Below are 26,999 nucleotides of genomic sequence, written 5' to 3' on the forward strand. Positions count from 1 at the left end.
ATTTTCTAATTACAGAAATTATTTTTCTTTATAGAGCTAATGTTTATTGCATCTAATTTATCTTTTATTAGATCAGGACTACCAACTGCCAAAACACTTTTATCAAGAACTATTACTTGATCATAGTTATTTAAAGACTCGCCCCAATCATGGCTACTTACAAGCAAAGAAAGTCCCGCATCCGCAAGTTGCCGAACAATTTTCAGAAAATCCTCTTTTGCGGGGGGATCCAATGCCGCACAAGGTTCATCAAGAAGAAATATTTTTGCAGGGGACATCAGAGTTTTTGCTAATAGAGCTCTTTGTTGCTGTCCTCCTGAAAGAGAATCGAGTCTTCTATTAGCCAAATTTGCAATGCCTACTCTTTGCAATGTCGCCTCTAATTCACAACATTTATTAATCCAAGAATTTGGATATGCCAGAAGAGTCTTAATTTGAAAGGGGTTATTACTTCTTGATTTTGAATACTTAATTTGACCAAGAGATACCAATTTTTCAACTGTAATGGGAAACTTCCAATTCATAGAACTTCTTTGAGGCATAAGTGCCACTAAAGCTCTAGATCTATATAAATTTTCACCGTCAATTTTTATTTCGCCTTTATCTGGAGTATTTTGTCCTTGCAATATTCTCAAAAGAGTGGATTTACCAGCACCGTTTGGGCCAACTAACGCTGTTAGAGTCCCAGGTTTAATCTCAACCGATACCTTATTTAAAACTGGCTTACTTTTTTTTGTGTATGCAAAGGTTAAATTTTCAGCGACTAAAGTAGCCATTAATTAATTTTTAAAAAAGTAACTTTATAAGCTTACCAATAATACAAGTTTCATATTATTTTCATAACATTTGATACCTCTGATTGCCAGGCACAATGAAAATGATTATCATTTTTAAGTATTTAATAATTTTTTATGTCAATTTTTAAAAGACTTTTATCAAATAAAACAGGTTCAAGTAAGTCAATTATTAAAACTTCCGTAATCGCTGGAACGATTATATTTTCTGGTTTTGGGCAGGATGTCATGGCTAAAGGGAAGTCATACGTAGCAGTAGAACCACTAGTTTGTGATTTAGTTAAATCAATTGCATTACCATCTGACGAAGTTACATGCTTAGTAGATAGAAAACAGGATGTTCATGACTTAAAGATCAATCCAAGGCAAGCTCAATTACTAAATAGCGCAGACAAAGTATTTACTCTTGGGAAAGAAATGACTCCAAGTATGAGAAATTGGGAAAATAAAAAGGATACTGTTGTTGTAGGTGTTAGTGCAATAGACGTAGATGATCATTCTGATCATGGCGGTCAAGATGACCACTCAGACCATGGTGGACATGACGATCATGCTGAACATTCAGCCAAGGTAGATGATCATTCTGATCATGGTGGACATGATGATCATGCTGAGGGTGCTTTCGAATGGGCAGGTAAATTCCAACTTTCTAAGGGTTCTTACAAATGGTCATTTGAAAAAGTCGATGGCGAATATGCAGATCCTGCAATGAAGATGGTGATTCTCAAATCAAATGATATAGAAGGGTCTGAAGATTTAGCTAAAGAATTATTAGGATCTAAAGACTCAATAAGCAGAAAAAATAATGGTACTTTGATTGCAAGTAATAAAGCTTTTGTTCTTAACTTTGATCAAAGAAAAGAAAGCACTGTTTTTAATGTGGATATCAAAGAAGATGGTGAATATATATTTTTTACTGAACACATGCCTTTTGAGTTTGAAGCAACTCAACACTTCTTTAAAGACGTTTTAAATAGTGATGTCGAGCCAATAGCACAAGTACCAGATGAAGGAGAGGGGCATCATCACCATCATGACCATGGAGGTCTAGATCCACATGTATGGCATGATCCACATAACATCATAAAAATGGGAGATGTTATAAGCAAAAGTTTAAAGAAAGATATTTCAGTTTTTAATAGAGGGGACAGAAAATTAATTAATGAAAGATTCGAAAAAGCTGATTCAATCTTAGAAGGCTTAGATCGTTGGATCGTCGAACAAGTAAGCTCTATTCCTGAGGAAAACAGAGTAATTGTTTCTAAACACAAAGCAATGGAATACTACGGTGATGCTTTTGGTTTTGAAACTATTAGTTTACTTGACTTTCTTGGAGACTCCTCAAGCTTAAGACCAGATAACATAAGTTCTACTTTGAAAATGTTAGATGAAGAGAAAGTTCAGGCAATATTTCCTGAACAGATTCCAGCATCTAAGTTATTAAGAAACTTAAGTAGGCAAAGTTCGGTCCCTTTAGCTTCTAATCAAATATTCGTTGATGGATTGATGATGGACGGGAATACGGTTTCAGTAGCTGTTCACAACACTTGCACAATTGTTGATTCATTAGGAGGAAGTTGTGATAAAGAATCTGGCTCCAATCTTGAGTCTGAATGGTACAAACTTTCAGATTAAATTTTTCCATTAAAAACGGTTATCATTGCCAATTTTTACTATTATTAAACTATTATTTATTTTGTAAAAATTAGTAAATGAGCATCAAAGATAGAGTTCCCGTAACAATCCTCACTGGATTCCTTGGTTCAGGGAAAACGACTCTTCTTAATAGAATATTAAGTGAAGAGCACGGGAAAAGAATAGCCGTAATTGAGAATGAATACGGAGAAGTGGGTATAGATCAAGGGCTCGTAATTAATGCCGATGAAGAAGTATTTGAGATGTCAAATGGGTGCATTTGTTGTACTGTTCGGGGAGATTTAATAAGAGTCCTTGGCAACCTTATGAAAAGAAGAGATAAGTTTGACTATGTTTTAGTAGAAACCACAGGATTAGCAGATCCAGGCCCAGTTGCTCAGACTTTTTTCATGGATGAAGAAATCAGTTCCGAATTTACTCTCGATGGAATTGTGACTTTAGTTGATGCTGCACATATTGATCAGCAATTAGGAAGAAGTGATGAAAGTGCAGAACAAGTTGCGTTTGCAGATGTTCTTGTCCTAAATAAAACTGATTTAGTTTCTGATGATGCTCTAGATACTCTTGAATCGAGATTGAGAGATATGAACCGAATGACTCGAATCATTCGAGCCGAGAATGCCCAAGTACCCATCGAAACAGTCCTAAATCTAAGTGCATTTGATCTCGATCAAATCCTTAAACGCAGACCAACATTTCTTGAACCAGAATATCCTTTTGAATGGACAGGTGTTTACGACCTTGCTGCAGGTAAATATGAATTAATGCTAGAAGAAGGTCCCGATCCAGAAATGTCATTAGTAGCTTTCGCTAATCAAGGTGAGAGTGAAGAAGAACTTAAAGATGGTGCTGAATCCTGCGTAAGACTTTATGCAGAAAAAGCTAAAAGCTTAGAACCTGGGAATATTATTCCATTTGGAGAACATATAAACCTTAAATTGGAGGATAAAGGAAATAAATCCTTCATCCTGAACATAGAAAAGCCTACAAAAATAGGTTTGTTTACACAGCACACCGCTGAAGAATTCAATATGAAAATCATTAAAAGTGAAGACAATAATTCAAAAGAGATCCCATTTAATATTGAAAGATTCTGGCAAGCCGAGCACGAGCACGATGATGAAGTAACGTCAATTGCAATTGAACGATTTGGAGATGTTGATCCAGAAAAACTTAATACTTGGTTGGGCAGACTTCTTTCTGAAAAAGGGGTGGATATATTTAGAACTAAAGGTTTCATTAGCTACTCAGGGAACCCACAGAGAATAGTTTTCCAAGGGGTGCATATGTTATTTACAGCACAACCTGATAAAGAATGGGGTAACGAACCCCGTAGAAACCAACTTGTTTTTATAGGTAGGAATTTGGACGAGAAAGAGATGCGAGAAGGTTTTGAAAAATGCCTGATATAGAATCATTTAGCCCAAGAGGTATGTTCCACGAGGGATGGACAGCTGAAGTTAATGATTATGCCATAGTTTGTGGTTGGGCTATTAAAGGAAAGTTATTCATTGTTGGGGATGTAGCAGGAGGTATTTTTGCCTTTGAAGGAGATACTGGGAAAATTATTTGGAAAAAAGAAAATACACACTCTGCTGGTCTATTAGCAATGTCCATTCATCCAGAAGGAGAGATTTTTGCAACTTCCGGTCAAGATGGAAATATTCAAATATATAATTGCCACGAAGGTAAAGTAATTAAAACTCTCGATCTTGGCAAGGCTTGGGTGGAGCATCTTAAGTGGTCAAATGATGGCTTATTTCTTGCAGCAGCTTCTTCAAAAAAAGTATATGTTTTTAATGAAATTGGTGAAGAGAAATGGACCTCAGAAGAACATCCAAGCACAGTAAGTGCAATAAAATGGTCAAATAATAATGAGCTAGCTACAGCATGCTATGGGAGAGTGACATTCTTTGACATATTAAATAATAAAACGAATCAAAAGCTCGAGTGGCAAGGATCATTAGTCTCAATGGAATTAAGTCCTGATGGTGATATAGTCGCTTGCGGGAGTCAAGACAATTCAGTTCATTTTTGGAGAAGATCAACAGGAATGGATGCTGAAATGACAGGATACCCAGGAAAACCTAGTCACCTTTCTTTTGATGACAGTGGAAAATTACTGGCAACTAGTGGCAGTGAAAGAATTACAGTGTGGAGCTTTATAGGTGACGGTCCCGAGGGAACTATGCCGGGAGAGCTATGGCACCATACCGAACCTATTTCTAGCCTAGCCTTTTCAAATAAAGGCATGCTTGTAGCTTCCGGATCTAGAGATGGTTCTGTTGTCGCAAGTTTTCTAAAAAAAGACGGTAATGGAGATCCTGTTGGGGCTGCATTCGCAGGCGATTTAGTGGGTGCACTTTCGTGGAGACCTGATGATTGTGCACTAGCTGCAGTTAACGCAAAAGGTGTGGTAAATGTTTGGAAATTTAAAGTTCGTACTAATTCTTTTTGAAGGAATTTAAGCAGGAAAATAAAAATCATTCAAACTACCAATAGTTTGCTTTTAAATGTCTTTCCATACAAATGATTTCACAGTCATTATCTATTCCTTTTGGGTGAATATCGCAATATGAAAGACATTGAAAATATTCGTCTATAGGATTAGGTTTATCATTTTTACTAACTTCTTTCGAATGATTCATAAAAGAGTTCCTCAATTATTTAAAATCAAGATAGTCGAATTAAATATTAAAAGAAATAAGCAAAACTTACTAAAAATATCCCAAAAAAATTAACGCAATAGATTACTACTTTCGGACATTTTTAATAAAAAAGCAATGCGTATAAAAACGGATTGTCTTTAGAGAAATATTTTCCTAATTTTATATTGTTGAGTTCTAGGAGGTCTTTCAAAATGATCGATAGCCTGCCTGAAATTTCGGAATAAACCGAACTAATTTAATTAACTGCTCCAATTATTTTTTATTAATGTCTAAGCTTACTTCTTCTGCATCGTTTAGGTGCCCTTTAAGAAACAAGCTTAATTCTAGAGTTTTTGCCCCAGTTAAAGACAATTAGTTGATTTTGGTGAGCATTAGCTTAACAGAAGTTAGCAACAAGGATCCATGATTTAGGTGCGTTATTAACTTCAGTAAAAAATATAAGTAAGAGATAAAAGAGGGCTTAAATAAGCCCTCTTTTTTTCATAATTATGACTTTCTTCTAGTTTTATGGATAATGATGATTAAAAGAATAAAATTAAAAAATGGTTCGATATTATTGCCCATATTGCAATCCTAAATATCAATTTCAAAAACAATCCTCAAAAGGTACTTTGATTTGTGGCTTGTGCGGAGAGGATCTTGTAAAAAAACCATTTATTAGGTTGAACCAGATAATTGCTTTAGTTGCTGCATCATCATTACTTCTACCATTAATATATACTTTTATTTTTTTAATTAAAAATCAAATAAATCCTCCTAATAAAAATTACCAAGCAAATAGTACTTTTTTGATAATTATCAAAGAAACAATTTGATAAAAAAATTTAAAAATCTCGAGAGGTCATCCTCTACATAGTGATTTATTTAAACAAGAATTTTTACTTTCAATATTTATTTGATCATCAAGATTAATAAATTTGTTTTTGTTGTTAATTACTTTAACTTTTTGCCCACAATGCTCTTTGCAACCACCATTAATAGGATTATGTGCATATAAATTAGAAATATCTATTAGAAATAAAATAAAAATTATTTTATAAATTTGATAAAAATAAGACTTCACTTTTAATATCATTTCGCCAGAATTAATAAATAAATAATATCAGTTAATTCCAAGGAGTGTTTATAAGTCCCCAGATATCGAAAAAGAAAAATAAAACTGCAATAACTACAAGATCCCATGCTCTTTCCCTAAAAGCCCAAGGCGCAATAAAAACTTCCCCAAGTCCGTGAAGAGCCGCCCCTACTGGTAGATGATCAAGAACCAGCAAACTGTGAGAGAGGATAAAAAGAAAGCTTGCGAAATATCTAAAAAAAACAAATTGCCAATTACTAGAAGTCATAACTTTTAGATTTTTAAGAAATATACTTCAATGATCAAAATAATGAAATAGATCGATTCGAGAGATATTATTTTTGGTAGCCATAAATACGAATAAAGATCTGAAGCTCAAGTAAAAATTATTAAAAGAAAAAATATATGTTTTCAAGTTATCGTCCTAAAAATAGTTTTGATGAGTACTTTAAGGATAATGTGAACTCTGCTAGAGAAATATTAATTCCACTTCTTTCTTCTTTAGACAATATGGGTCTCGAAGAATTGAATAGAAATCATTCTGCAGCAAAAAAATTATTACTAAGACATGGTGCAACTTTTAGATTAAATGATACTGGGTTAAAGGGGACTGAGAGAATACTACCTTTTGATCCGCTTCCAAGAATAATAAGTAAAGATGATTGGGAAAAATTAGAAAAAGGTTTAAAACAAAGGCTTGAGGCAATTGATTTATTCCTAGACGATATTTATAATTCCCAAAACATAATAAATGACGGAATAATCCCTAGAGAGTTAATAGAAAGTTCAGAAGGTTGGAGACCTCAGATGATAGGTTTTAAAACCCCATTAAATAAATGGTGTCAAATTTCAGGACTAGATTTAATAAGGGACAGAGAAGGGGATTGGCATGTTTTAGAAGATAATTTAAGGTGCCCTTCTGGGGTTGCTTATTTTTTAGAAAACAGATTAGTTATGAAAAATATTTTCCCTAATCTTTTCTCTGGAAGAATAGTAAAACCAATTGATGAATATCCATCATATCTATTAAAAACTCTTCAAGAACTTGCTGTTTGGACTGATACTCCAAAGATAGTTTTATTAACTCCTGGAATTTTTAACAGTGCGTATTTTGAACATAGTTATTTAGCTCAAGAAATGGGTATCCAACTAGTTCAGGGTCATGATTTAGTTTGTAATGATGATTATGTATATTTAAAAACCACCTCTGGATTAAAAAGAGTAGATGTCATTTACAGGCGAATTGATGATGATTTTTTAGATCCTCTCAATTTTAGAAAAGATTCCTGCCTTGGTGTTCCAGGATTACTCGATGTTTTCAAGGCTGGCCATGTTGCTTTAGCAAATGCACCTGGGACTGGAATAGCAGATGACAAAATGATTTATTCTTTTGTTCCAAAAATAATTAAATATTATCTTGATGAAGAAATGATTATTAAAAATGTAGAAACATTTATTTGCCACTACCAAAAAGATCGAGAATATGTTCTAGAAAATTTATCAAAACTTGTCGTTAAATCTGTTTCTGAAGCTGGTGGATATGGAATGTTAATTGGGCCTCACTCAACCGGAAATGAGATAGATGAATTCGCTAATAAAATTAAACAAAATCCTAGAAATTTTATTGCTCAACCAACATTAGAATTATCCACTGTGCCATCGTTATGCGATGGAGAGCTTTATCCATGTCACGTTGATTTAAGACCATATATATTAAGAGGAAAAGATTCATGGGTAAGCCCAGGTGGGCTAACGAGGGTAGCCTTAAAAAAAGGATCTTTAGTCGTAAACTCTTCTCAAGGTGGAGGATGCAAAGATACTTGGGTAGTAGGTAAATAATATGCTTTTAAGTCGTGTAGCGGAATCTCTTTATTGGATAAATCGTTATTTAGAACGCGCAGAAAATATATCTCGATTTGTGGAAGTAAGTGAAGCAATGTCATTAGATTGTCCACCAGGGAGTGCAGAACCATGGCTCCCTTTAATTGAAGCCTCAAGTGACAGAGAATCTTTTGATAAAAGATTCCCAGAGAAGAAACCTGATGACGTTATTAATTTTTTAATAAGAGATCGTTTGAATCCAAACAGCATAATTTCTTGCATTCAAATGGCAAGAGAAAATGCAAGACAAATCAGAGACGTCTTAACCACAGAAATGTGGGAACAAATTAATATTTTGTATTGGAATATGCAAGAAGGAGAGGCAATATGGAATAAACCAAAACAAGAACAATTAAGTGAAATAAGGAGGGAGTGCCAGCTTTTTTATGGAATTACAGATGCCACTCTCAGCAAGGACCTTGCCTGGAGATTTAGTATTCTTGGAAGATTAATTGAGAGAGCTGACAAAACATCGAGAATTCTAGATGTTAAATATTATTTACTTTTACCCAGCTTAGATGAACTTGGAGGAGTTCTTGATGAGTTGCAATGGATTGCACTTTTACGATCAGCTGGTGCTTATCAAATGTTTAGGAAAGCAGAACAAAATTCTATAAAGCCTAATTCAGTTGCAAGATTTCTTTTACTTGATCCAATTTTTCCAAGATCAGTAAGATACTGTCTTGATGGGATAAGCAATACTCTTAAGATGATTGATACCTCTCCACCACAAGAAAATCCTTCAGAATTAGAATGCATGAGAGGATTGCTTAAAGCAAAGTGGAGTTATATCAGAATTGAAGATATAATCAATGATGGTTTACATGAGGCAATCGACTCATTGCAAATTGATTTAAATAAATTAAATGATCTCATTCAAGAAAAATATTTTATTAATTAAGAAATTTATTAATGAGAATTAAATACATTCACAAACTTGAATATAAATATGAAGACGCTGTTCAATTAGGCGAGCATAGATTATGTATCAAACCAAGATCAAATGGATTCCAAAAATTGAAGGATTTTGAATTAAAAATAACTCCAGAACCAGAAATTATTTATCCATTACTAGCTGCCAGTGGAGAAGAAATTAATAGAATCAGATTCAATGGATTTACAGATAACTTAATTATTGAATCAATAAGCGAAGTTGAGACTATTAAACATCCAAACATTATCGATGGTGTTAAAAATAGAGATTTAACATTACCTTTTTGTAGAAGTATTATTAATAGAGATTTACAGGGAGCACTCGAAGGGTGGATGCCAAATGGGCAACACGACCCTTCTGCCGTTGAACTTGCTCAGGAAGCTTTGGCAGGAAGTATTAATAACGCCTTATCATTCACCTACCAACTAATAGAGATCATTCAAGATAGAGTTAAATATACTAAAAGGCACACAGGTCCTGCATGGCCAGCGAGTAGAACACTTAGAGAACGTATAGGTTCATGCAGAGATTTAGCAATGCTCATGGTTGAAGCTTGTAGGTCTATTGGTATCCCTAGTAGGTTTGTAAGTGGTTATCATTTCGAAGATCCGTTGCCTTCTGATCTGGATTTACATGCTTGGGCTGAGTTATATATTCCAGGTGCAGGTTGGAGAGGTTTTGATCCAAGCGGAAAAGGATTAATAGATGAAAGATATTTAACATTGGTATCCTCTTCCAAATCTAATTTAACTTCTGTAATTACAGGAAACTTTATAGGAAAAAATAATCTAGAAAATTCTTTATCATGGGAAATCAAACCTATTGAAATAAAATAAAACTTAAAATATATATTTAATATTTAACCTCCTAAAAAACAATAAGAAAAGATAAATAAAAGTATGTTTCCTTTTTAGTGTTAATTGATACGTTCTAAGAGATATATATCTGTTTTCATTTGTTTAATCTTTAAAAAAAATTGAATTCAAGTTTAGAAATTCCAGTAATCAAACCAAACAAATCAAAAATGTTTGAATTGATAAGTTATGAAAAATTTCGCGACACAAAAGATGTCAGATTTTTTGATATTAGTATTAATGAATCAAATTATAGAGATCTAGTTATTCACAGTGGGGCTGCAGTTAGTCCGCCAAATGATGAAGATTTTGAAAATTGGCAATTTTACATTCATCACAATCAAGAAGATAATCTATTGGCTATCTCTGGGGGTAGAACTTTTTTTCTTGTTAATTTTGGGTGGGATTATCCTTTTTATAAAGTTAGATTAGAATCTTGCGGCTACATTCTAAAAATACCTAGAGGAACTTTTCATAGATCAGTATCTGACGAAAATGGTTCCATAGTTTTAAATCAAGCCATTAGAGATAAATCCGGGACTGTAGAATCTGAATTCAAGGTTACGAATAGCAAAGATAACAAAAAACTTCTAGATTGTATAACTAATTTAGAGCCTAGATTTAAAATTTATAGTATTAAATAATCTTAAAAAGGAGTTCCAAATTTAGATATCAATTTTAAAATTTATCTAATTGTTATAAAATAAGATAATTCAAAGTTTTAATATGAAATTTTTTAGTTTTCTAAGATATTTTTTATGCATAATTTGTTCTTTCTTAGTTTTTTCATCTCCAGTTTTTGCTGGGGCGAATGTTGCTGTTAAGGGAGAAGGAGATGAAGTCCCAAGTTATGTAAGATCTAATATTACAGGATTTGATTTCCATGGAGAGGATCTTCATTTGTCTTCTATAGCTGGAGCAGTTGCTAGAGACGCAGATTTTAGTGATGTTGATTTACATGGAACTACATTAACCCTATCTGATTTAAAAGGTTCTAATTTAAATGGAATCGACTTGACCGATACTCTTTCTGATAGAGTTAATTTCCAAAAAACAGATCTTAGAAATGCTGTTTTAATAAATATGATTGCATCAGGCAGCAGTTTTGCAGGTGCTCAAATAGAAGGAGCAGATTTTTCTTACGCCATACTTGACAGCGAGGATCAAAGAAATCTTTGTCAAATTGCTGATGGGATCAATCCAACAACAGGAGTTTCAACAAGAGAAAGTCTTGAATGTAGTTAACGATAAATATTATAAGTAAACTTTCTTACCATTATTAAATTTATAAATCCTTTGTTCATCGTCTTGAAATATCATTTCTCCATTTAATTTGGATTTTTTAAATTTTGAAAGTCTTGCTCTGTGTATATTGGATTTTCTATTTATATTTTCTTCATTATCATATGCTCCAATATAAATATTTATATTTGGATTTGAGAAGGTTTTTTCTTCTTCCCTTAGAAAGATTCTTTCAATATTTGTTTGCGTGCTCTGCAGTTTATTTTTAAATTTGTCTAATTTTAAGTTCTTTGGTTTTTTAGATTTAACTTTTTTGTAGACTAAAAAAATAATTCCTGAAATAAGAAAAATTACAAATATATTCATTACCTAATTAATTTTTATTTTGATATCTACGCCTAAGTTACTTTTAGTCGTTAATATTTCTTTTTTTAAGATTCCATAAGTAAAAATTCCAGATAAAGTTTTCAAAGATTTAAAAACTAGAAAAACAGTAAATAAAAAGAAAAAAATAAGGTTTTCTACAAGAATATTTTTATTTTTATTATCTAAGTTGCTCATGAAAGTGTTAGTTCAATTATTTTTTATCATTATTTGCATATGGGCCGAAAAATTCACTAGCATCTCTTCCCATTACTTTAGCAAGATTTAAACTTTTATCTATATCCCATTTAGATGCCATTCCATAAAGAAAACCAGCAGCAAAAGAATCGCCACATCCATAAGAATCAACCTTTAATTTTTTATTTTTAAGAGCCTTATATCTTCCTCCCGGAAATATTAAACCTCCCTTCTCTCCCTCGGTTTTAATAGTATATTTGGGTTTTAACGATAATTCAGAAAATGAAAAATCTTCACCGGGATCAAGATTACTGCCTATTAATCCATCTAAAAGGACATTTGATTTATTAATTGTATTTAATCCTACCCTTGGTGTTGTACACAGTATTGAAGCTGATCTAGCCATTTTAAAAATCTCTGAATCAGATGCAGTAATAAAAATTCCGTCCATTTTTTTTAAAATGTCCCATTCTAACTTGTCTTTATAAGTTGGAGCTAACCTTTCTCCAATAACTGTTATTGCTCTTTCACCTTGAGAGTCAATTAAACTAAACCCTCTTCTGGTTGCTTTATCACGCCAAGCCACATGCAACTTAATTCCCATTTTTGAGAGAATCTTGAAACACTTATCTCCATAATCATCATTACCTAATGAAGTAAAAAAATGAATTTGGTTTAAAGTTAAATCAGAAAGTATTTTCGCAATAATAGAGCCCCCGCCAGCTGGATATTCAATAGACTTTGTAGAATGAGAGATGATTCCTGGCTTCGGCAATTTATCTACTCTTAAGAAATTTATCCACTCAATATGGCCAACTACAGCCAAATTTAAATTCCCTTTTTTAAATTTATATCCTTCAAATTTATTTTTCTTTTCAACAGCCATAAGCTTTTAAATACTATTATTAAAAGAAATATTTTGAAAAAGTGAATTTATTAAACATTCTAAAAGATAACAAACAGATCCTATCTTATCTTTACCTTTTTCTATCTATTTTAGGAGCTATCCTTCCAATGATGTCAAATTTCGAATTTGCCAAAGAATATGGAAATAGTTTTGATATCAATAACTTCATTTCCTTAGCTAACGCAAACCCTGCAGCTCAGTCAATTTCTAGAGACTTATTAGTGGGAGCTAGCGCTATTTTCATATGGATAGTGAACGAATCAAAAAAATTGAATATGAAGAACATGTGGGTTGTTTATATTGGAACTTTTCTTATAGCTTTTGCATTTTCTGCACCTTTTTTCTTATTTCTAAGAGAAAGAAGAATTATTGAATTAGAAAAAAATTAACTTTTAAAGATTAATTAAAATAATTTCCTAAATAAAATTGCAAATATAATAAAGCAACAAATTGAAATGGCAAGCCAGATTATTGAAGCATAACCAAATATATCTAAAATGCGTCCCGAAATAAATGGTCCAAAAAAATAACCCATTGCGAAACATTGTGATAATATTGCAAGCGCAAAACCTTTCTTGTTTGAAGGAGCTATTCTGAAAACAACATCTGTTGATGTTGGAAGAAATGAAGCAGTACCTAAACTAACTAATATCAATGCCAAAGAAATAAAATAAAAAGCTAGTATATTTAAATAACTAGATATGAATAATAAAAATGAAGCAAAAGAGAAGTTTATCAAACTAAATTTCAATCCAAATAATCTTTCTTTCTTTGATATCCAAGAACCTACAGGCCATTGTAAAAACAACAATAAAATTAACTGAATAGAAATTATAAGACTAGTAATTTCTTTACTTAATGGATTCCGATATACTCCACCTTTAACAAGATCTAAAGGCAAAGTTACTTGAATCAAAGCTAAAGAAGTGGTTATCAATAAAATAGATAAAATTATCATTGTTGAATTTTTATTCCATTTCAATTGTCCCTGATTAATTGGATCTACTATTTTTTTTTGAAATTTTTCTAAGTTTCTTTTAATAGAAGAACTATTTCTAGAAATTAAATATGTGATAACTAACATGCAAAATATATCATTAATAAAAATTGATTTGGAATACAAAAAGTTCGTCATAAAACCACCTAAGAATACCCCTAGAAATATTCCTAAAGCCTCCGAACTTCTAACAAGAGCATAAGCTTTGCGTGTATCCGTGGGATGGCAAAAATAGGGAACCCCAAACTCGGCTGCAGGCCAATATATACCTGCAGCCGCCCCAACAAATGACTGTCCAATTATGTAAAAAAAAGTATCTTTTGAAAAGATGAGGCATAAGCTAGCAGCAATACTTAGTATTGATGAAGCTATTAATGGAAATTGTATCTCCCCTGTTTTATTTAGATAATTGCCTGTGATAAGTCTCGTTACGGTACCTATTATTGCTGAGATGGTAAACCCCAAGCCAATATCTGTTGCCGTTAATCCAATATTATTAAAAATTAGTGAAGTTAAATAAATAACACCTCCTGCACCAAATGCAGAGTAGAATCTTATTTTGGTTATTAACCTCAAATGATATGGAAATTGAATCCACCAATTTTTGCTAATTTGAAAACTATTTGGACTGATCACAAGTGAAAAACTTTTTTATAATTTTTTTAGGTTTTTGTGGTTTATTTTTTAATAATGGTTCAAAGGCTGCTGAAAAAATAAATATTAAGTTTGAAGAGATGAAAATCCCTCTTACTATAGAACAATTATCAAAATTAGAAAAATACAAAGATGATTCAACAGAATTAATAGATTGGTTAAAAAAAAATGATTTAATAAGATTTTTTGAATTTTCCAAATTTTTAAAATTTCCAGTTTTCAAGGAAGAAGGATTAAATAGAGAAGTATTAAGAAGTTGGATAGGGCGTAAAATTCTCACGGAGTTAAGCAAAACTATTACAGTTCCAAATGATAATAATGGGACAGAAATTTATAACACTATAGAAAATTTATTAGATGAAAAAAAAGAAATTTCAATTTTAGAAATCATAAAGGCATTACCTTCTGAAGATATTTCACTAGATTTTGATAATTTAATCTTAATAATTTCATCTTGGAAAAATGAATTATCAAAGCAACAAGATCTTATATCCAAATTAAATAATCTTGAAAGAACGAACAAAAATAACTTTAAAAATACTAAAGAAAAATCATTTCAAAATCTAATAAAGATTGACAAAAAAATTTATGCTCCTCATCGATCAAAACCTTTTCAAATTGAAATATGGAAAAGTAATAAAACGAATGATAAAGAACTGATAATTTTTATGCCAGGACTTGGAGGTGAAATTAATAATTTCAAATGGATAGGCAATGAATTAGCAAAAAGGGGGTGGCCAATAGCCTTCTTAGATCATAGAGGAAGTAATTTAGAATCCTTCGTAGAAGTACTTGAAGGTAAGGAAGCAATCCCAGGAAGTGCAGACTTTTTCTTATATAGAATTAAAGATTTAGATGCTTTAATAAAAGCTCATGAAAATGGGGAATTTGGTTTTCCTAATGATTCTTATATTTTGATGGGGCATTCACTTGGTGCTTTAATAGCACTTTTGTATGAAGGTAATAAACCGACAGATCAACTAGAAGAAAAATGTGATTCGGCATTAAAAGACCTTGCGGTAACAAATTTATCTAAATTACTTCAATGTCAATTGAGCGAAATACCATTCCCTGAGAAAAATAATACTAATAAGGCCAGTGCGATAATAGGTTTTAATGCATTTGGCAGTCTATTATGGCCAACAGAAAAAGATTCTGGTATTAAAATACCAACTCTCCTTATAGGAGGTACATATGATCTGATTACGCCTTTAATAAATGAACAATTTGTAGTTTTTTCCGCTTTAAATAATTTATCAAATAGGTTTCTAATTATTGAAGGCGCAAGTCATTTTTCTCCCATAAGAATTAATGATGGTTATAAAGAAAATAATGATGTCTTCAAAATAAGTGAATTTTTTATTGGTTCAGATCCAATATTAGTTCAAGATTTATCTGCAAAATTTATAGTTGAATTTTTAAAAAATATTAAGGACCAAAAGATCCCTACCGTAGTCAAAAACCAAAGAGATTTCGGACTTGATTTCCATCTTTTAGATCTTGAAACTATTAAAGAAGTTTCTAAAAATTAGTACTCTATTCTTGGGTCTAAATAGGCAATTAAAATATCCACGAACAGATTTAAAGAAACTATAAGCATGGAAGTAAAAATTACAATCCCTTGAACCAAAGTATAGTCTCTCTGAGAAATAGCTTCATGTAATCTTAAAGCTATACCTGGCCATGAAAAAGTTACTTCGAACAATAGAGCACCGCCTGCTAATGAGGCCAAAGTCAAGCCAGAAATAGTGACAATTGGCAATAGAGCATTGGGCAATGCATGGTTTAAAAAGATCTTTTTACTTGATATTCCTCTAGATTTAGCAGCATTTACGTAATCACTTTTTAATGTCTTATCCAAATTCACTCTTAATGATCTACTGAATATACCACTTAATAAAAAGCCAAGGGTAATAGAAGGAAGTGCGAGATGATAAAGGCTATCTTTCAAAGCAATAAAATTATTTGAAAGAATACTATCTAAAACTAGAAAACCTGTAATTTGAGGTTGTTGCTGAAATATTGGAAATCTACCCCCAATTGGGGAAATATTAAAAAATACAGAAAATATTAATTGCGCTAACATTGCACCCCAAAAAGGTGGGATAGCATATGTGGCAATTCCTAATATTCTCGCAATATAATCAGTCTTTTTACCTCTATTTCTCAAGCCAATAAATCCCAATGGGAATCCTATTAATGTGGCACTTAATATTGAAAAGAATCCAAGCTCAAGACTTGCAGGCAATGACTTAAGAATAATATTAAGGACTGGCTCTTCGGTACTAAGAGATTGACCAAAATCTAAGTGCAATATATTTTTAATATATAAAAAATATTGATTTATTAAAGGTTGATTTAGCCCCAACTTATTTCTTAGAATTTCCCTTGAAACCTCATCGGCACCAGATCCAAGTATGGCATCAACAGGATCCCCTGGAGCAACTCTCAATAAAATAAAAACTAATGAAGAAATTATCCATATCATTATTGGTATTAATGAAATTTTTAATAAGGAATAATTTAGTAGTTTATTTAAATTTCTACTCATCAATTAACCTAAGATCACTCAATGAAATTATTCCTGCGCCATTAAAAATAGGTTTTGATATTTTATTTTGAGACCATGCTTTTTGAGAGGATATCCAAATAGGAATATAAGGGATTGATTTTGCTGCTATTTTTTCAATTTCAACAAGTTTTTCTAATCTTTTAATTCCACTTATTTTTTCACTCTCAATAAATAAACTTTCCACTTTATTAGATCCCCAAAAACTTCCGCTATAAACTGATTCTCCTTTTTTACATATTCCCTCAACTATTTTATTACAACTTAAAAGAGGTGTGAGATAGGCTTCTGGGTCTGAATAAGCACCCGTCCAATCGAGAATAACTGCTGTATAAATTCCTAAACTTAGATTCTTATAAACTGTAGTAGATTCAACCCCATTGAGTTCAATGTAAATACAATCTTTCAAAGAATTTTTAATTTCTTCCTGCCATGTCAGGGCAATAAGCTTATCAGCTGGCACATTAGATCTATAAGTAAGAGGTATTTTCAGAATATTTCCATTACAATAATTTTCTTTTTGCAATAACCTTCTCGCTTCTAAATAATCATATTTAGGCCACAGTTCTTGATTATCTTTTTTTAATATCGGAGGAATAATTGATCTAGATGGTTTCCTTAATCCATAACTTATTTTCTCACTAATTAATTTTCTATTAAGACTTTTTGCCAAAGCCAGTCTTAAATTAAGATTACTTAAGGGATAAGAACTAGTTTTAAGGCTTATAAAACTTAATTCAATGAAAGGGCTATTACCTTCTTTAAACTTTTTATTTTTACTTAAATTATTTAGACTTTTTCTCTGAATATCATCAATTGAGTTTGATAAGAGCACGTCAATTTGTTTACTTTTTAAAGCCCCAAAAAGAGATGATGAATTTGAATATCCCACAAAATTAATGCCCTTATTTAAAGGTTTTTCGCCCCAATAATTCAAATGCGGATCAATTGATTGAACTTCATTAGAAAAACTGGTTAACACATACTTACCAGTCCCAACGAATTTTTCATTTAGAAACTTGTCAGAATATTCTTTGTAAAATGAGGGAGATATTGGAGTTAAATTTACTGATGTAAGTAAACCATTTAAAGAACTTGATGGTTTATTCAAATTTATTATGACTGAATATTCACTTGGTGTTTCTATTGATTTAATCTTATTTCCTAAAATATAGTTCATCGTTCCAATTTTTTTGAATCTATCAAAAGAAAACTTTATTGCATTTGAGTTAAATGAAGTTCCATCATGAAAAAAAACATTTTTTCTTAAATTGACAATTATTTGAAGTCTATCCTTTGAAATAATTGGCATCCCCGAGGCTAATTCAGGTATTAATTCTCCTTTAGAATTTAATTCATATAATGTGTCTCCCAGAGAACTGATTAATTGAATTGCTTTAAGAGTATTAGCTCTAGCTGGATCTAAAGATTCAATTTTCCCAGAACTTGCTACTATGATTTTTTTTGATATTCTTTTTGAGCCACAAGAAGTCTGTAAAAAAGAAATTAAAATAATAAACATTAATAAAACACCTTTTTTTTTCATATTTCTTAAGTACTTAATTATTCTGAAGAATTATTAGAGCAGAAAATTTGTAAGGTTATTTGACTTATTTCTAAAGCAAATGTTTTATTAGAATTACAGGCAAAAGGCCACTCTCTTACCCAACAAATTTTTTTACCTATATTTATACCAATTACTTGAAAAGTCTTATTACTATTTTTAATTTTTACACAGGCACCTTTGTAAAGGTTTTCAGAGCAAATTATATTATTTTTTTCATTTTTATTGCCTAATAGTTTTGAATTAATCATTAAGGTGCTAAAACCAAACACTTACTTTCTTCGGTTTAACAAGCTATAAAGAAATTTGCAAACTATTTTTTTAAATACAACTTAATTGACTTGCAATAATTTTTACTTCATTTAGCGAATTAATTTCATCTTTCGATTTCTCAAAATCTCCATTATGCACCTCATGAGTAATAACGACAATTTCAGCTTTGTCCACACTTGCATCTAGTTGAACAATTGATTCGATGGATACATTATTCTTTCCAAAAACATCTCCAATCTTTCCTATTACACCTGGACTATCAAGACAGATAATTCTGAGGTAATTTTTTTTATTTATTTTTGAAGATCCTATGATATGACATTTTCTCCAGAAATCAAAAGATAATAATGGATCGATTGAATTATTATTTTTTACTGAGGTGGCATGCAGATTTAATATATCTGATACTACTGATGCCGCAGTTGGGCCACTCCCTGCACCTGGACCATAAAACATTATCTCTCCAAGAGGATCAGCCTCTATCAATAAAGCATTGTTAACTCCCTTAACTGTTGCCAATGGATGAGATTTTGGAATCAAAGAAGGTCCTACCCAAATATTTAAAGCAAGTGAATCATTACTATTAATTTGTCCCCTTTCGGAGAGCGCTAAAAGTTTTATTTCAAATCCTAATTTATTGGCATACTCGATATCCTTTAGATTAATTTTACTAATGCCCTCAGAATTTATCTCCTCTCTTCTGATTTTCCCTCCAAATGCAAGTTCACTAAGAATTGAAATCTTATCAGCAGCATCATGGCCTTCAACATCTGCAGTTGGATCAAATTCTGCATAACCGAGGCTTTGTGCCAATTTTAAGGTCTCCTTATAATCAGCTTTTTCATTTGTCATCTTTGAAAGAATAAAATTTGTTGTGCCATTTATTATCCCAACCATTTTTTTTATGCTGTTACTTTTTAATGATCTTTTTAATGGTTCAATTATAGGAATCCCCCCGCAAACTGCCGCCTCTGACAGTACATAAACTCCTTCTTTAGATGCAGTTTTATATATTTCTTCTCCATATCTTGCAATGACTGCTTTATTTGCAGTAACCACAGATTTACCTGATTTTAATGATTGCAGAATAATATCTTTCGCCAAATCAACCCCTCCCATTACTTCAACAATTACATCTATGGAGGGGTCATTAATTAATTTAAATGGATCATCAGTTAATAAATTATTATCTAGCTCAATATCCCTTTTTTTATTAAGATCTTTAACTGCTATTTTTGCAATTTCTATTTCTTTTAGAATTGGATGTGAATCAATTTCAGAACTTAATATTTTATAAATCCCTGAACCTACAGTTCCAAAACCTACAATTCCAATTTTGCATTTTCTCATTTTTTATTTCTTTTAACTTTGAGTTTAATTTTATATTATTAGACCTACAAAAATTCATTTGCTTGAGACTGCATTTTCAATAATATATTTAAAAAACCATTTGATCGTGAAGGAGTTAAGCTTGCTTTTAAACCAGTATCTTCAATAAATTTCTTATTTATTTTAACAACCTCATTTGGTGTTAATTCATTTAGGCCAGTAATTAAAAATGCTAATAAACCCTTGGTTATTAGGGCATCAGAATATCCTTCCCAAAATAATTTACCACCTTTAATATTTGCCTTAACAAAAACTTCTGAAACGCATCCCCTAACTTTATTTTCCTCAACAAGGATTTCACTATTTGGTTCTTTCAATTTTTTGCCTAACCACAAAATGTACTCATATTTTCTTTTCGGATCTTCTGATTTCTTCAACTTTTCTACTAATTTTGATAAATTATTGTATTTTTCCTGAATTTCCATTTTTAAAACTATAAATTTGTCACTTTATTAATGTTCTATTATACAAATATTTCTTTTTCTGTGATGTAGCCTGATAAAGGAATATCCCACTCAGCTCTGGTTAATGGGATCTTACTTACACAATTAGAAGTTAATACTCCAATGCATGGAACATTCCTCCAATTTTTATCTCTTCTTAATTTATCAAAATAACCTCCTCCATAACCTAATCTTGTTAAATTTTTATCAACAGAAAGACATGGAACAAGTATCATGCTTATCTGAAAATGACTTAAAGGGAAAGAGTTATTTGGACTTAGTATCCCCTCAGAATCTTTGGTAAGGGGTCTTTCATCCCATCGATAAAATAACAACTCTTTTTTATCTTCACATCTAGGCAAAGCTAATGAAATTTTTTCCTTAAGACTCCTTATATCTACTTCATTTTTCAGAGGCCAATATATTGCTATATAACCAATATTTTTATATCCCTTAACAAATGAATCCACATACAACCTTACATTCTTTTCTACATTTTCTCTTTGATTAAGAGAAATCTCATCTCTTAGTTTTCTAAACTTGTCCCTCTCCAATTTCTTTTTTACAAAGATAGTCATATTAAATTTTCAGTTAAAGCCATCTTCGTTTAGTTTTGTTAGTGCTATGGCCAATGCATCTGCGGAATCATCAGGTTTTGGAGGTTTTTTAAGTTCTAAGTTATACATAACAGCCTCAAGAATATCTTTTTTAGATGCCTTTCCAGAACCAGCAATGGTTAATTTAATCTGAGCGGGTGAATATTCACTAACATGAATTTTTTTAGAGGCCAATACCATCATAATCACGCCTCTAGCCTGCACCACACTAATGGTAGTGCTTGATCTATAAAAGAAAAATTTTTCTACCGCCGCTGCAGTTGGGTTCCAATGATTTATTAATTCATTAATATCTTGGAATATCTCATAAAGTCTATCTTCTTCTTTTTTATTTTTACATGTCTCAATAACACCGCAATCTAACAATATCTTTTTTTCATTTTCTATTTCAATAATTCCATAACCAACTCTTGCTAATCCGGGGTCAATCCCAATTATTCTCACTGTTATTAAGCTTCAGCTGACAATTGAAATTTTGAAATATTTTCTTTTTCATCTAAATCGAATACTTTACAAAAAGCTTGAATGACTCTTTCACCTGAATCAACTTGTTCTAAAGGATCTTTTCTTAGTCTATGTCTTAAAGAACAAGAAATGACCCTCGCTATATCATCTTCTTGCACTTCAGTTCTGCCCTCAAAGGCTGCAATTGCCCTTGCCGATCTATTTGTGACAATATCTCCACGTAAACCATCAACATCTAGTTCTCCGCAGATTGCAGAAATATTCAATCTTAGATCATCGTCCATTTGAACAGAATTTAATATTTCTTGTGCCTTAATAACCTTTTGTTGAAGTTCATCCTGCTGTTTCTCAACACTCAATGAAAACTCATCTGGATTATCATCAAAAGAAGTTCTTTGATCTACTACTTGAACTCTTAATTCAGCATCTCTTACTGTTTTGACTTCTACACTCATTCCGAACCTATCCAGTAGCTGTGGTCTTAACTCACCTTCTTCTGGGTTACCTGATCCAATGAGGACAAACCTAGCAGGGTGTCGAACTGAGACTCCCTCCCTCTCAACTGTATTCCATCCTGAAGCAGCCGAATCCAAAAGTACATCAACCAAATGATCATCAAGCAAATTGACTTCATCAACATAGAGTAGACCCCTATTCGCTTTTGCTAATAACCCTGGTTCAAATGCCTTAACACCTTCACTCAAGGCCTTCTCAATATCGATAGTTCCACAAAGCCTATCTTCAGTAGCTCCCAAAGGTAAGTCAACCATAGGGACTTGTTTTTGAATAATCTCTAGATTTTCTCCTTGGACAATTTTTTCCAAAACTTCTTTACTCTGCAAATCAGGATCAATTAGAGAACTATTATATGGATCATCTTTAACAACATCAATTGCTGGCAACAAATCAGCTAAGGCTCTGATTGTAGTAGACTTTCCCGTCCCTCTATCACCCATTATCATCACTCCTCCAATTCTTGGATCAATAACATTTAACAATAGTGCTAATTTCATTTCTTCCTGACCAATTACAGCTGTAAAAGGAAAAACTCTTCTTTTCTTTGTTGCAGTCACAGTTTTTGTTTTCTTTAATATTCAAATAATCAATAGATGTTACTTCAGAAAATGTTTTTAGTAAATATCCTTATCAAATTAAAACTACAAAAAACAAAATCTAATTAAATTAATTACGTAGCTAATTTATTTTTGAATTGTTCAAAAACCACTTTATTTGATGAACAATTCCCCTTAATAAATTTATTTCGTGGGTTGATGTATTTGTCCTTAAAATATAATTTTTGAATTTATCAATTTTTGCTCTAGAGGTATGTTTTAAAAGATATCCAACTTCCAGAAGCAATTCCTCTATCTCCACAAACGAATCATGAATTTGTTTTGATGATGCAAGATTAAAAACTTCTAATTCTTGATTAAAATTTCTTTTTGGAGATTTATACAACTCATACAAAGCTATTGAAACTGCATGAGAAAGATTTAAAGAGGGATTATTCTTAGATGTAGGAATATTAAAAGTCTTATTTGCCAGAAGTAATTCATAATTAGTCAAGCCTCTATCTTCTCTTCCAAAAACAATTGCTAAATTATTTATCTTTTCAAAAGATGAAACCCAGTTAAATATTTCTTCAGAAGATTCAAAAAATGAATCTTTACCTACATCAATCCTTCCACAAGATGCGAGAACTAAATCACAATCAGATATTGCTTTTTCAAGATTTTCAAAAATCTTACAATGATCAAGATATTTTTTACCTCTAAGAGCCATTTTTTTTGCTTCTAAAGAAAATATTTCGCATTTTGGAGAAACAATTCTTAATTCTTCAACTTCAAAGTTTGAACATAATCTTGCAACACTCCCAACATTTAAAGGACCATGAGGTTCAACTAATATGACTTTTAAATTAGAAAAATTCTTCACCAAAATTATTCAAGACTATGTAGATATTTTAATAAATTAGACATATTTAAAGGATCAATTTCAAAACTTGGCATGGGAGGTGTAAGCCCGCCAGTAACTTGTTTTATTATCTCTTTGTCATTTAAACGTTGAGTTATTGAGTGTAAATCTGGGCCCACCAATCCTCTTGCTGTAATTCCATGACAACCAACACAATTCATCTTAAAAAGAGCATCTCCTTCCTCAGTAGATCCACTAAGCTCGAGAGTTTCAAGAATATATTTATTATCTTCAGGCTGATTAATGAAAAATATTGAAAAACATACTAAGAAAACAGCTAAAACAATAAGAAACTTTTTCAAGAATTCTTTTTTAAGATCTTTTTCTGCTGCAGATGATGAAGATGTTGACACAAAAAATAATCTCTATGTAACAATTGTGAATAAGAAATTCAAAAAAGGCAAAAAAATGATCGAGCCTCTTCTATGTGGAATTGTTTTAGGGTTAGTTCCCATAACTCTTCTAGGATTATTCGTTAGTGCATGGAATCAATATAGAAGAGGTTCAGGAATGTTAGACATTGATTAAGAATGTTAATCTAGACTGACCATAGTCCCTAACATCTATAATCTCCCATAAAGCACTTTTTTCAATATTTAGGTTTGGAGAATGTTCACAAATAACTAATGAATCCTTTTTCAAAAAATTACAGTTAAATATTTGATTTAAAACTAATTCATAGAAATCAACGTCATATGGTGGATCTAAATAAATAAAATCAAATTTTAATTTGTTCAAATCCATAATTCGAGAAGACAAGTTCCTATCGTAATTTGGTTTTGTCCAATTCAAAACGTCTTTACAAATAACATCAATATCATTTTTTCTATTATCTGCATCTTGCAAAGAAAGTAGATTTTTTAAACAAATTTTTGAGTTATTTTTGTTTTTTTCTATTGCAATAATTTTTCTTGCTCCATGGTTATATGCTTCACAAGAAATAGCTCCTGTTCCACTAAATAAATCTAACCAATTACTATTCTCAACTCTATCATTCAAAATATTAAATATTGCCTCTCGAACCCTCAAAGTTGTTGGTCTTGTATAAATATTCTTTGGACTTTGTAGTTTTTTACCACCTATTAATCTTAAGTTTGTCTTCATCAGTAATTATCAGTTATTGAATATTGCTAAGCCATCTTCTCAAAAGTTTTTCTCCTGTTTTACCAGATTTTTCTGGATGAAATTGACATGCCAATAAATTTTCATACTCAATTATCGCTGTTAATTTTTCAGGACCATAATTGACCTGTGCTGCAATAATATTGTAGTCATCTGGGATTGCATGATAAGAATGTACAAAATACACCCAATTATTTAATTCTTCTAAACCTAATAGAGTATTTGTCTTTGTAGGTAAAAGTTGGCACCAACCCATATGGGGAATTCTTTGGTTAACTAAAGTTGGTATTTTATGTATTTTCCCATTTAAAACGCCTAATCCTTGAACTTTTCCCTCATCACTAGATTCAAAAAGGAGTTGAAGGCCTAGACAAATACCTAAAAAAGACTTCCCACTTTTAATCCAATTTTTCAAATCAGTTATCAAGTCCGTATTTATAAGATTTATCATCGCAGGATCAAATGATCCAACTCCAGGGAGTATTATGGCCTTACAAACATTTGCTTCAGTAAAGTTTTTAATTAAAAGTATTTCTTCTCCAAGACTTTCAAGAGATTTGGTGACGGAATGAATGTTTCCCATCCCATAGTCTATAAGTCCAATTTTATGCAAAGCTCTTTATTTTATAAATGCTTAGTTAAGGTGCTCGAAAGCGTTGCTTTTGGTACAGCCCCAACTACAGTATCAACCTTTTGACCTCCTTTAAAGATCATTAATGTTGGAATACTCCTAATTCCATATTGACTAGCAACATTCGGGTTCTCATCTGTATTTAATTTGAAAACTTTAATTTTCCCTTCAAAGTCTTTTGAGATTTCTTCTACAACAGGTGCAACCATCCTACATGGACCGCACCATGGTGCCCAAAAATCGACTAATACTGGTAGATCACTTTGTAGTACTTCCTTGTCAAATGAAGAATCAGTTACGGCTGGAGCTGATGACATAATTTAAATATTCCTTTAGAGAATTTAGCAGGCAATTCTTTTAAGTGATGATTTCATTACAGATAAAATAATATAAGTAACAAAATATCAAAAAAAAGCCCGATTAATCGGGCGATTAAGTGTGTGAGGAGTATGGGGTTTCCCCCATTTTTTAATGATAACTCCTAATGTGAAATTTGTTCAATTTAAATAATTAAATCACTAAGGTTTTATAATTTTACCTAAATAAACTACTTACCCATTCCTAACTGTTGAGCTTTTTGATAAACCTTACCCTCAGTAAGAAGAGATGGTGCAATAACTATTTCAACCTTTTGCATTTCTTTGATATTTTTAGCCCCAAGAGTGCTCATTGATGTTCTAATAGCCCCTAATAAATTATGAGTCCCATCATCAAGCAAGGCAGGTCCTTTAATTATCCTTTCTAATGATCCTGTAGACCCAACTTCAATTCTTGTACCCCTTGGCAATATAGGACTTGGAGTGGCCATGCCCCAGTGAAATCCTTTACCAGGAGCATTTGAGGATTTAGCTATTGGTGAGCCAATCATTACAGCATCTGCGCCACATGCTAAACATTTACAAATATCTCCTCCAGTCACAATTCCTCCATCTCCAACAATAGGAATATAACGACCACTTTCCTTAAAATAATCATCTCTTGCAGAACTACAATCAGCAATTGCAGTTGCTTGAGGAATCCCAATTCCTAAAACACCTCTTGAAGTACATGCCGCTCCAGGGCCTATTCCAACCATTAATCCTGAAACACCAGATTTCATAAGAAGTTTGGCAACCTCATAAGTAACACAATTACCAGCTACAACTGGGACTTTCAAAGATTGACAAAGTTCTTGAATATTGAGGGTCTCTTTACCTTCTTTACCATGATGCTCAGTTGAAACGACTGTCCCTTGAAGGAAAAATAAATCTATTTTCGAATTGTTTAGTGTTTCTTTAAATTTAATTGCTGCTTGAGGAGTACCACTAAAGGCAGCAATACCTCCTCTTTCTTTAACTTCGTTTATTCTCTTAATAATTAATTCTTTCTTAACGGGTTCACTATATAGCTTTTGCATTAAAGGGACAAAATCATTTTTCCCTACTGATGCTATTTGATTTAGTATTTCATCTGAATTTTCATATCTAGTTTGTATACCCTCCATATTAATAACACCTAGGGCACCTAATTTAGTGAGTTCTACGGCCGTATTAACATCTACTACGCTATCCATAGCACTTGCCACAATTGGGATTTCTCTCTTTATCTCACCTATTTCCCAGGAAGGGTCAGTCAAATCATAATCAAGTGTTTTTCTACCAGGGACTAAAGCTATTTCGTCAATGCCATAAGCCCTTCTGACTTTTTTGTTTAAACCAAGTTCAATATTCACGGAATTTTGCCTTTATT

General features: G+C 31.9%; 34 protein-coding genes. 12 read left to right on the forward strand and 22 right to left on the reverse strand.

Features of this window, described 5'->3' with window-relative positions; translation table 11 throughout:
* Positions 1-5: 5 nt before the first annotated feature.
* Complete coding sequence (locus HA144_RS05685; protein ID WP_209043141.1) at positions 6-776, reverse strand: ABC transporter ATP-binding protein; 771 nt, start codon at positions 774-776, stop codon at positions 6-8.
* Between the two features lie 135 nt (positions 777-911).
* Between HA144_RS05685 and HA144_RS05690 the strand changes: the two genes are divergently transcribed.
* From HA144_RS05690 to HA144_RS05700, 3 genes are all read left to right on the forward strand, one after another.
* Entirely contained in the window at positions 912-2,429 is a 1,518-nt protein-coding gene (locus HA144_RS05690; RefSeq protein ID WP_209043142.1) for a metal ABC transporter solute-binding protein, Zn/Mn family, read from the forward strand.
* A gap of 77 nt (positions 2,430-2,506) precedes the next feature.
* Positions 2,507-3,862: a CobW family GTP-binding protein gene (locus HA144_RS05695; protein WP_209043143.1), complete on the forward strand. Its 1,356-nt coding sequence runs from the start codon at positions 2,507-2,509 to the stop codon at positions 3,860-3,862.
* The gene (locus HA144_RS05700) at positions 3,850-4,908 is read left to right on the forward strand and encodes a WD40 repeat domain-containing protein (protein ID WP_209043144.1); all 1,059 of its coding nucleotides are present in this window, start codon (positions 3,850-3,852) and stop codon (positions 4,906-4,908) included. The genes HA144_RS05695 and HA144_RS05700 overlap by 13 nt, the downstream gene beginning before the upstream one ends.
* 34 nt (positions 4,909-4,942) lie before the next feature.
* Here HA144_RS05700 and HA144_RS05705 read toward each other — a convergent pair whose 3' ends face one another.
* On the reverse strand, positions 4,943-5,098 hold the full coding sequence (locus tag HA144_RS05705; protein WP_209043145.1) for a hypothetical protein: 156 nt from the start codon (positions 5,096-5,098) through the stop codon (positions 4,943-4,945).
* 563 nt (positions 5,099-5,661) lie between these two features.
* Here HA144_RS05705 and HA144_RS05710 point away from each other — a divergent pair.
* Positions 5,662-5,934 (forward strand): DNA gyrase, encoded by a 273-nt coding sequence (locus tag HA144_RS05710; RefSeq protein ID WP_209043146.1) that lies wholly within the window; start codon positions 5,662-5,664, stop codon positions 5,932-5,934.
* 26 nt (positions 5,935-5,960) lie between these two features.
* Here the strand turns inward: HA144_RS05710 and HA144_RS05715 are convergent, their stop codons facing one another.
* Both HA144_RS05715 and HA144_RS05720 read right to left on the reverse strand, forming a co-directional pair.
* Positions 5,961-6,182, reverse strand: a complete 222-nt coding sequence (locus tag HA144_RS05715; RefSeq protein ID WP_348535044.1) for a hypothetical protein — start codon at positions 6,180-6,182, stop codon at positions 5,961-5,963.
* A 43-nt stretch (positions 6,183-6,225) separates the two neighbouring features.
* The gene (locus HA144_RS05720) at positions 6,226-6,462 is read right to left on the reverse strand and encodes a hypothetical protein (protein ID WP_209043148.1); all 237 of its coding nucleotides are present in this window, start codon (positions 6,460-6,462) and stop codon (positions 6,226-6,228) included.
* 137 nt (positions 6,463-6,599) lie between these two features.
* On the opposite strand from HA144_RS05720, the gene HA144_RS05725 reads away from it, so the two are divergent.
* The 5 genes from HA144_RS05725 (at position 6,600) to HA144_RS05745 (ending at position 11,108) form a co-directional block, all read left to right on the forward strand.
* Entirely contained in the window at positions 6,600-8,033 is a 1,434-nt protein-coding gene (locus HA144_RS05725) for a circularly permuted type 2 ATP-grasp protein (RefSeq protein WP_209043149.1), read from the forward strand.
* Position 8,034: 1 nt separating this feature from the next.
* Positions 8,035-8,976, forward strand: a complete 942-nt coding sequence (locus HA144_RS05730) for an alpha-E domain-containing protein (protein ID WP_209043150.1) — start codon at positions 8,035-8,037, stop codon at positions 8,974-8,976.
* Between the two features lie 11 nt (positions 8,977-8,987).
* Complete coding sequence (locus HA144_RS05735) at positions 8,988-9,845, forward strand: transglutaminase family protein (protein WP_209043151.1); 858 nt, start codon at positions 8,988-8,990, stop codon at positions 9,843-9,845.
* Positions 9,846-10,033: 188 nt separating this feature from the next.
* Entirely contained in the window at positions 10,034-10,507 is a 474-nt protein-coding gene (locus HA144_RS05740; protein WP_209043234.1) for an HNH endonuclease, read from the forward strand.
* Positions 10,508-10,589: 82 nt separating this feature from the next.
* Positions 10,590-11,108, forward strand: a complete 519-nt coding sequence (locus HA144_RS05745) for a pentapeptide repeat-containing protein (RefSeq protein ID WP_209043152.1) — start codon at positions 10,590-10,592, stop codon at positions 11,106-11,108.
* A 9-nt stretch (positions 11,109-11,117) separates the two neighbouring features.
* Here the strand turns inward: HA144_RS05745 and HA144_RS05750 are convergent, their stop codons facing one another.
* From HA144_RS05750 to HA144_RS05760, 3 genes are read right to left on the reverse strand one after another with little or no spacing between them, the layout of a single operon-like run.
* Positions 11,118-11,471 (reverse strand): hypothetical protein, encoded by a 354-nt coding sequence (locus HA144_RS05750; protein ID WP_209043153.1) that lies wholly within the window; start codon positions 11,469-11,471, stop codon positions 11,118-11,120.
* A 3-nt stretch (positions 11,472-11,474) separates the two neighbouring features.
* Positions 11,475-11,666: a hypothetical protein gene (locus HA144_RS05755; RefSeq protein ID WP_209043154.1), complete on the reverse strand. Its 192-nt coding sequence runs from the start codon at positions 11,664-11,666 to the stop codon at positions 11,475-11,477.
* A 16-nt stretch (positions 11,667-11,682) separates the two neighbouring features.
* Positions 11,683-12,552 (reverse strand): carbohydrate kinase family protein, encoded by an 870-nt coding sequence (locus tag HA144_RS05760; RefSeq protein ID WP_209043155.1) that lies wholly within the window; start codon positions 12,550-12,552, stop codon positions 11,683-11,685.
* 41 nt (positions 12,553-12,593) lie between these two features.
* Here HA144_RS05760 and HA144_RS05765 point away from each other — a divergent pair, with 41 nt between their 5' ends.
* Positions 12,594-12,962, forward strand: coding sequence for a DUF2834 domain-containing protein (locus tag HA144_RS05765; RefSeq protein WP_209043156.1), 369 nt, complete (start codon positions 12,594-12,596; stop codon positions 12,960-12,962).
* A 14-nt stretch (positions 12,963-12,976) separates the two neighbouring features.
* Here the strand turns inward: HA144_RS05765 and HA144_RS05770 are convergent, their stop codons facing one another.
* A complete protein-coding gene (locus HA144_RS05770; RefSeq protein WP_209043157.1) occupies positions 12,977-14,206 on the reverse strand; it encodes an MFS transporter in 1,230 nt (409 codons plus the stop codon).
* Positions 14,207-14,208: 2 nt separating this feature from the next.
* On the opposite strand from HA144_RS05770, the gene HA144_RS05775 reads away from it, so the two are divergent.
* Positions 14,209-15,756, forward strand: coding sequence for an alpha/beta hydrolase (locus HA144_RS05775; protein ID WP_209043158.1), 1,548 nt, complete (start codon positions 14,209-14,211; stop codon positions 15,754-15,756).
* Here the strand turns inward: HA144_RS05775 and HA144_RS05780 are convergent.
* The 10 genes from HA144_RS05780 to HA144_RS05825 all read right to left on the reverse strand — a co-directional run bounded on the left by HA144_RS05780 (position 15,753) and on the right by HA144_RS05825 (position 23,871).
* Positions 15,753-16,775 (reverse strand): ABC transporter permease, encoded by a 1,023-nt coding sequence (locus HA144_RS05780; protein ID WP_209043159.1) that lies wholly within the window; start codon positions 16,773-16,775, stop codon positions 15,753-15,755. The two genes, HA144_RS05775 and HA144_RS05780, sit on opposite strands and share 4 nt — an antisense overlap.
* Entirely contained in the window at positions 16,768-18,339 is a 1,572-nt protein-coding gene (locus HA144_RS05785) for an ABC transporter substrate-binding protein (RefSeq protein WP_209043160.1), read from the reverse strand. Before HA144_RS05785 ends, HA144_RS05780 begins: the two co-directional genes overlap by 8 nt.
* Positions 18,340-18,356: 17 nt before the next feature.
* Positions 18,357-18,608 (reverse strand): hypothetical protein, encoded by a 252-nt coding sequence (locus HA144_RS05790; RefSeq protein WP_209043161.1) that lies wholly within the window; start codon positions 18,606-18,608, stop codon positions 18,357-18,359.
* A gap of 70 nt (positions 18,609-18,678) precedes the next feature.
* Complete coding sequence (locus HA144_RS05795) at positions 18,679-19,980, reverse strand: homoserine dehydrogenase (RefSeq protein ID WP_209043162.1); 1,302 nt, start codon at positions 19,978-19,980, stop codon at positions 18,679-18,681.
* 44 nt (positions 19,981-20,024) lie between these two features.
* Positions 20,025-20,444: a SufE family protein gene (locus HA144_RS05800; RefSeq protein ID WP_209043163.1), complete on the reverse strand. Its 420-nt coding sequence runs from the start codon at positions 20,442-20,444 to the stop codon at positions 20,025-20,027.
* A 38-nt stretch (positions 20,445-20,482) separates the two neighbouring features.
* Positions 20,483-21,040: a 5-formyltetrahydrofolate cyclo-ligase gene (locus HA144_RS05805; RefSeq protein ID WP_209043164.1), complete on the reverse strand. Its 558-nt coding sequence runs from the start codon at positions 21,038-21,040 to the stop codon at positions 20,483-20,485.
* A gap of 9 nt (positions 21,041-21,049) precedes the next feature.
* Positions 21,050-21,523: a crossover junction endodeoxyribonuclease RuvC gene (gene ruvC, locus HA144_RS05810; RefSeq protein WP_209043165.1), complete on the reverse strand. Its 474-nt coding sequence runs from the start codon at positions 21,521-21,523 to the stop codon at positions 21,050-21,052.
* 5 nt (positions 21,524-21,528) lie between these two features.
* Positions 21,529-22,617 (reverse strand): magnesium chelatase ATPase subunit I, encoded by a 1,089-nt coding sequence (bchI, locus tag HA144_RS05815; RefSeq protein WP_209043166.1) that lies wholly within the window; start codon positions 22,615-22,617, stop codon positions 21,529-21,531.
* Positions 22,618-22,738: 121 nt separating this feature from the next.
* Positions 22,739-23,488, reverse strand: coding sequence for an RNA methyltransferase (locus HA144_RS05820; RefSeq protein WP_209043235.1), 750 nt, complete (start codon positions 23,486-23,488; stop codon positions 22,739-22,741).
* Positions 23,485-23,871 carry a c-type cytochrome gene (locus HA144_RS05825; RefSeq protein ID WP_209043167.1) on the reverse strand — a complete coding sequence of 129 codons (387 nt, stop codon included), beginning with the start codon at positions 23,869-23,871 and terminating at the stop codon, positions 23,485-23,487. Before HA144_RS05825 ends, HA144_RS05820 begins: the two co-directional genes overlap by 4 nt.
* A gap of 55 nt (positions 23,872-23,926) precedes the next feature.
* Between HA144_RS05825 and petG the strand changes: the two genes are divergently transcribed.
* Positions 23,927-24,046 carry a cytochrome b6-f complex subunit V gene (petG, locus tag HA144_RS05830; RefSeq protein WP_011376619.1) on the forward strand — a complete coding sequence of 40 codons (120 nt, stop codon included), beginning with the start codon at positions 23,927-23,929 and terminating at the stop codon, positions 24,044-24,046.
* Here petG and rsmD read toward each other — a convergent pair.
* The 4 genes from rsmD to HA144_RS05850 form a co-directional block, all read right to left on the reverse strand.
* The gene (gene rsmD / locus HA144_RS05835) at positions 24,032-24,622 is read right to left on the reverse strand and encodes a 16S rRNA (guanine(966)-N(2))-methyltransferase RsmD (protein ID WP_209043168.1); all 591 of its coding nucleotides are present in this window, start codon (positions 24,620-24,622) and stop codon (positions 24,032-24,034) included. The two genes, petG and rsmD, sit on opposite strands and share 15 nt — an antisense overlap.
* 13 nt (positions 24,623-24,635) lie before the next feature.
* Positions 24,636-25,253, reverse strand: coding sequence for an imidazole glycerol phosphate synthase subunit HisH (gene hisH / locus HA144_RS05840; RefSeq protein WP_209043169.1), 618 nt, complete (start codon positions 25,251-25,253; stop codon positions 24,636-24,638).
* 11 nt (positions 25,254-25,264) lie between these two features.
* Positions 25,265-25,588: a thioredoxin gene (gene trxA, locus HA144_RS05845; protein ID WP_209043170.1), complete on the reverse strand. Its 324-nt coding sequence runs from the start codon at positions 25,586-25,588 to the stop codon at positions 25,265-25,267.
* A gap of 230 nt (positions 25,589-25,818) precedes the next feature.
* Positions 25,819-26,982, reverse strand: coding sequence for a GuaB3 family IMP dehydrogenase-related protein (locus HA144_RS05850; RefSeq protein ID WP_209043171.1), 1,164 nt, complete (start codon positions 26,980-26,982; stop codon positions 25,819-25,821).
* Positions 26,983-26,999: the final 17 nt, after the last annotated feature.

This window comes from Prochlorococcus marinus XMU1404, from assembly GCF_017696175.1.
GTDB classification, from domain to species: Bacteria; Cyanobacteriota; Cyanobacteriia; order PCC-6307; family Cyanobiaceae; genus Prochlorococcus_A; species Prochlorococcus_A marinus_X.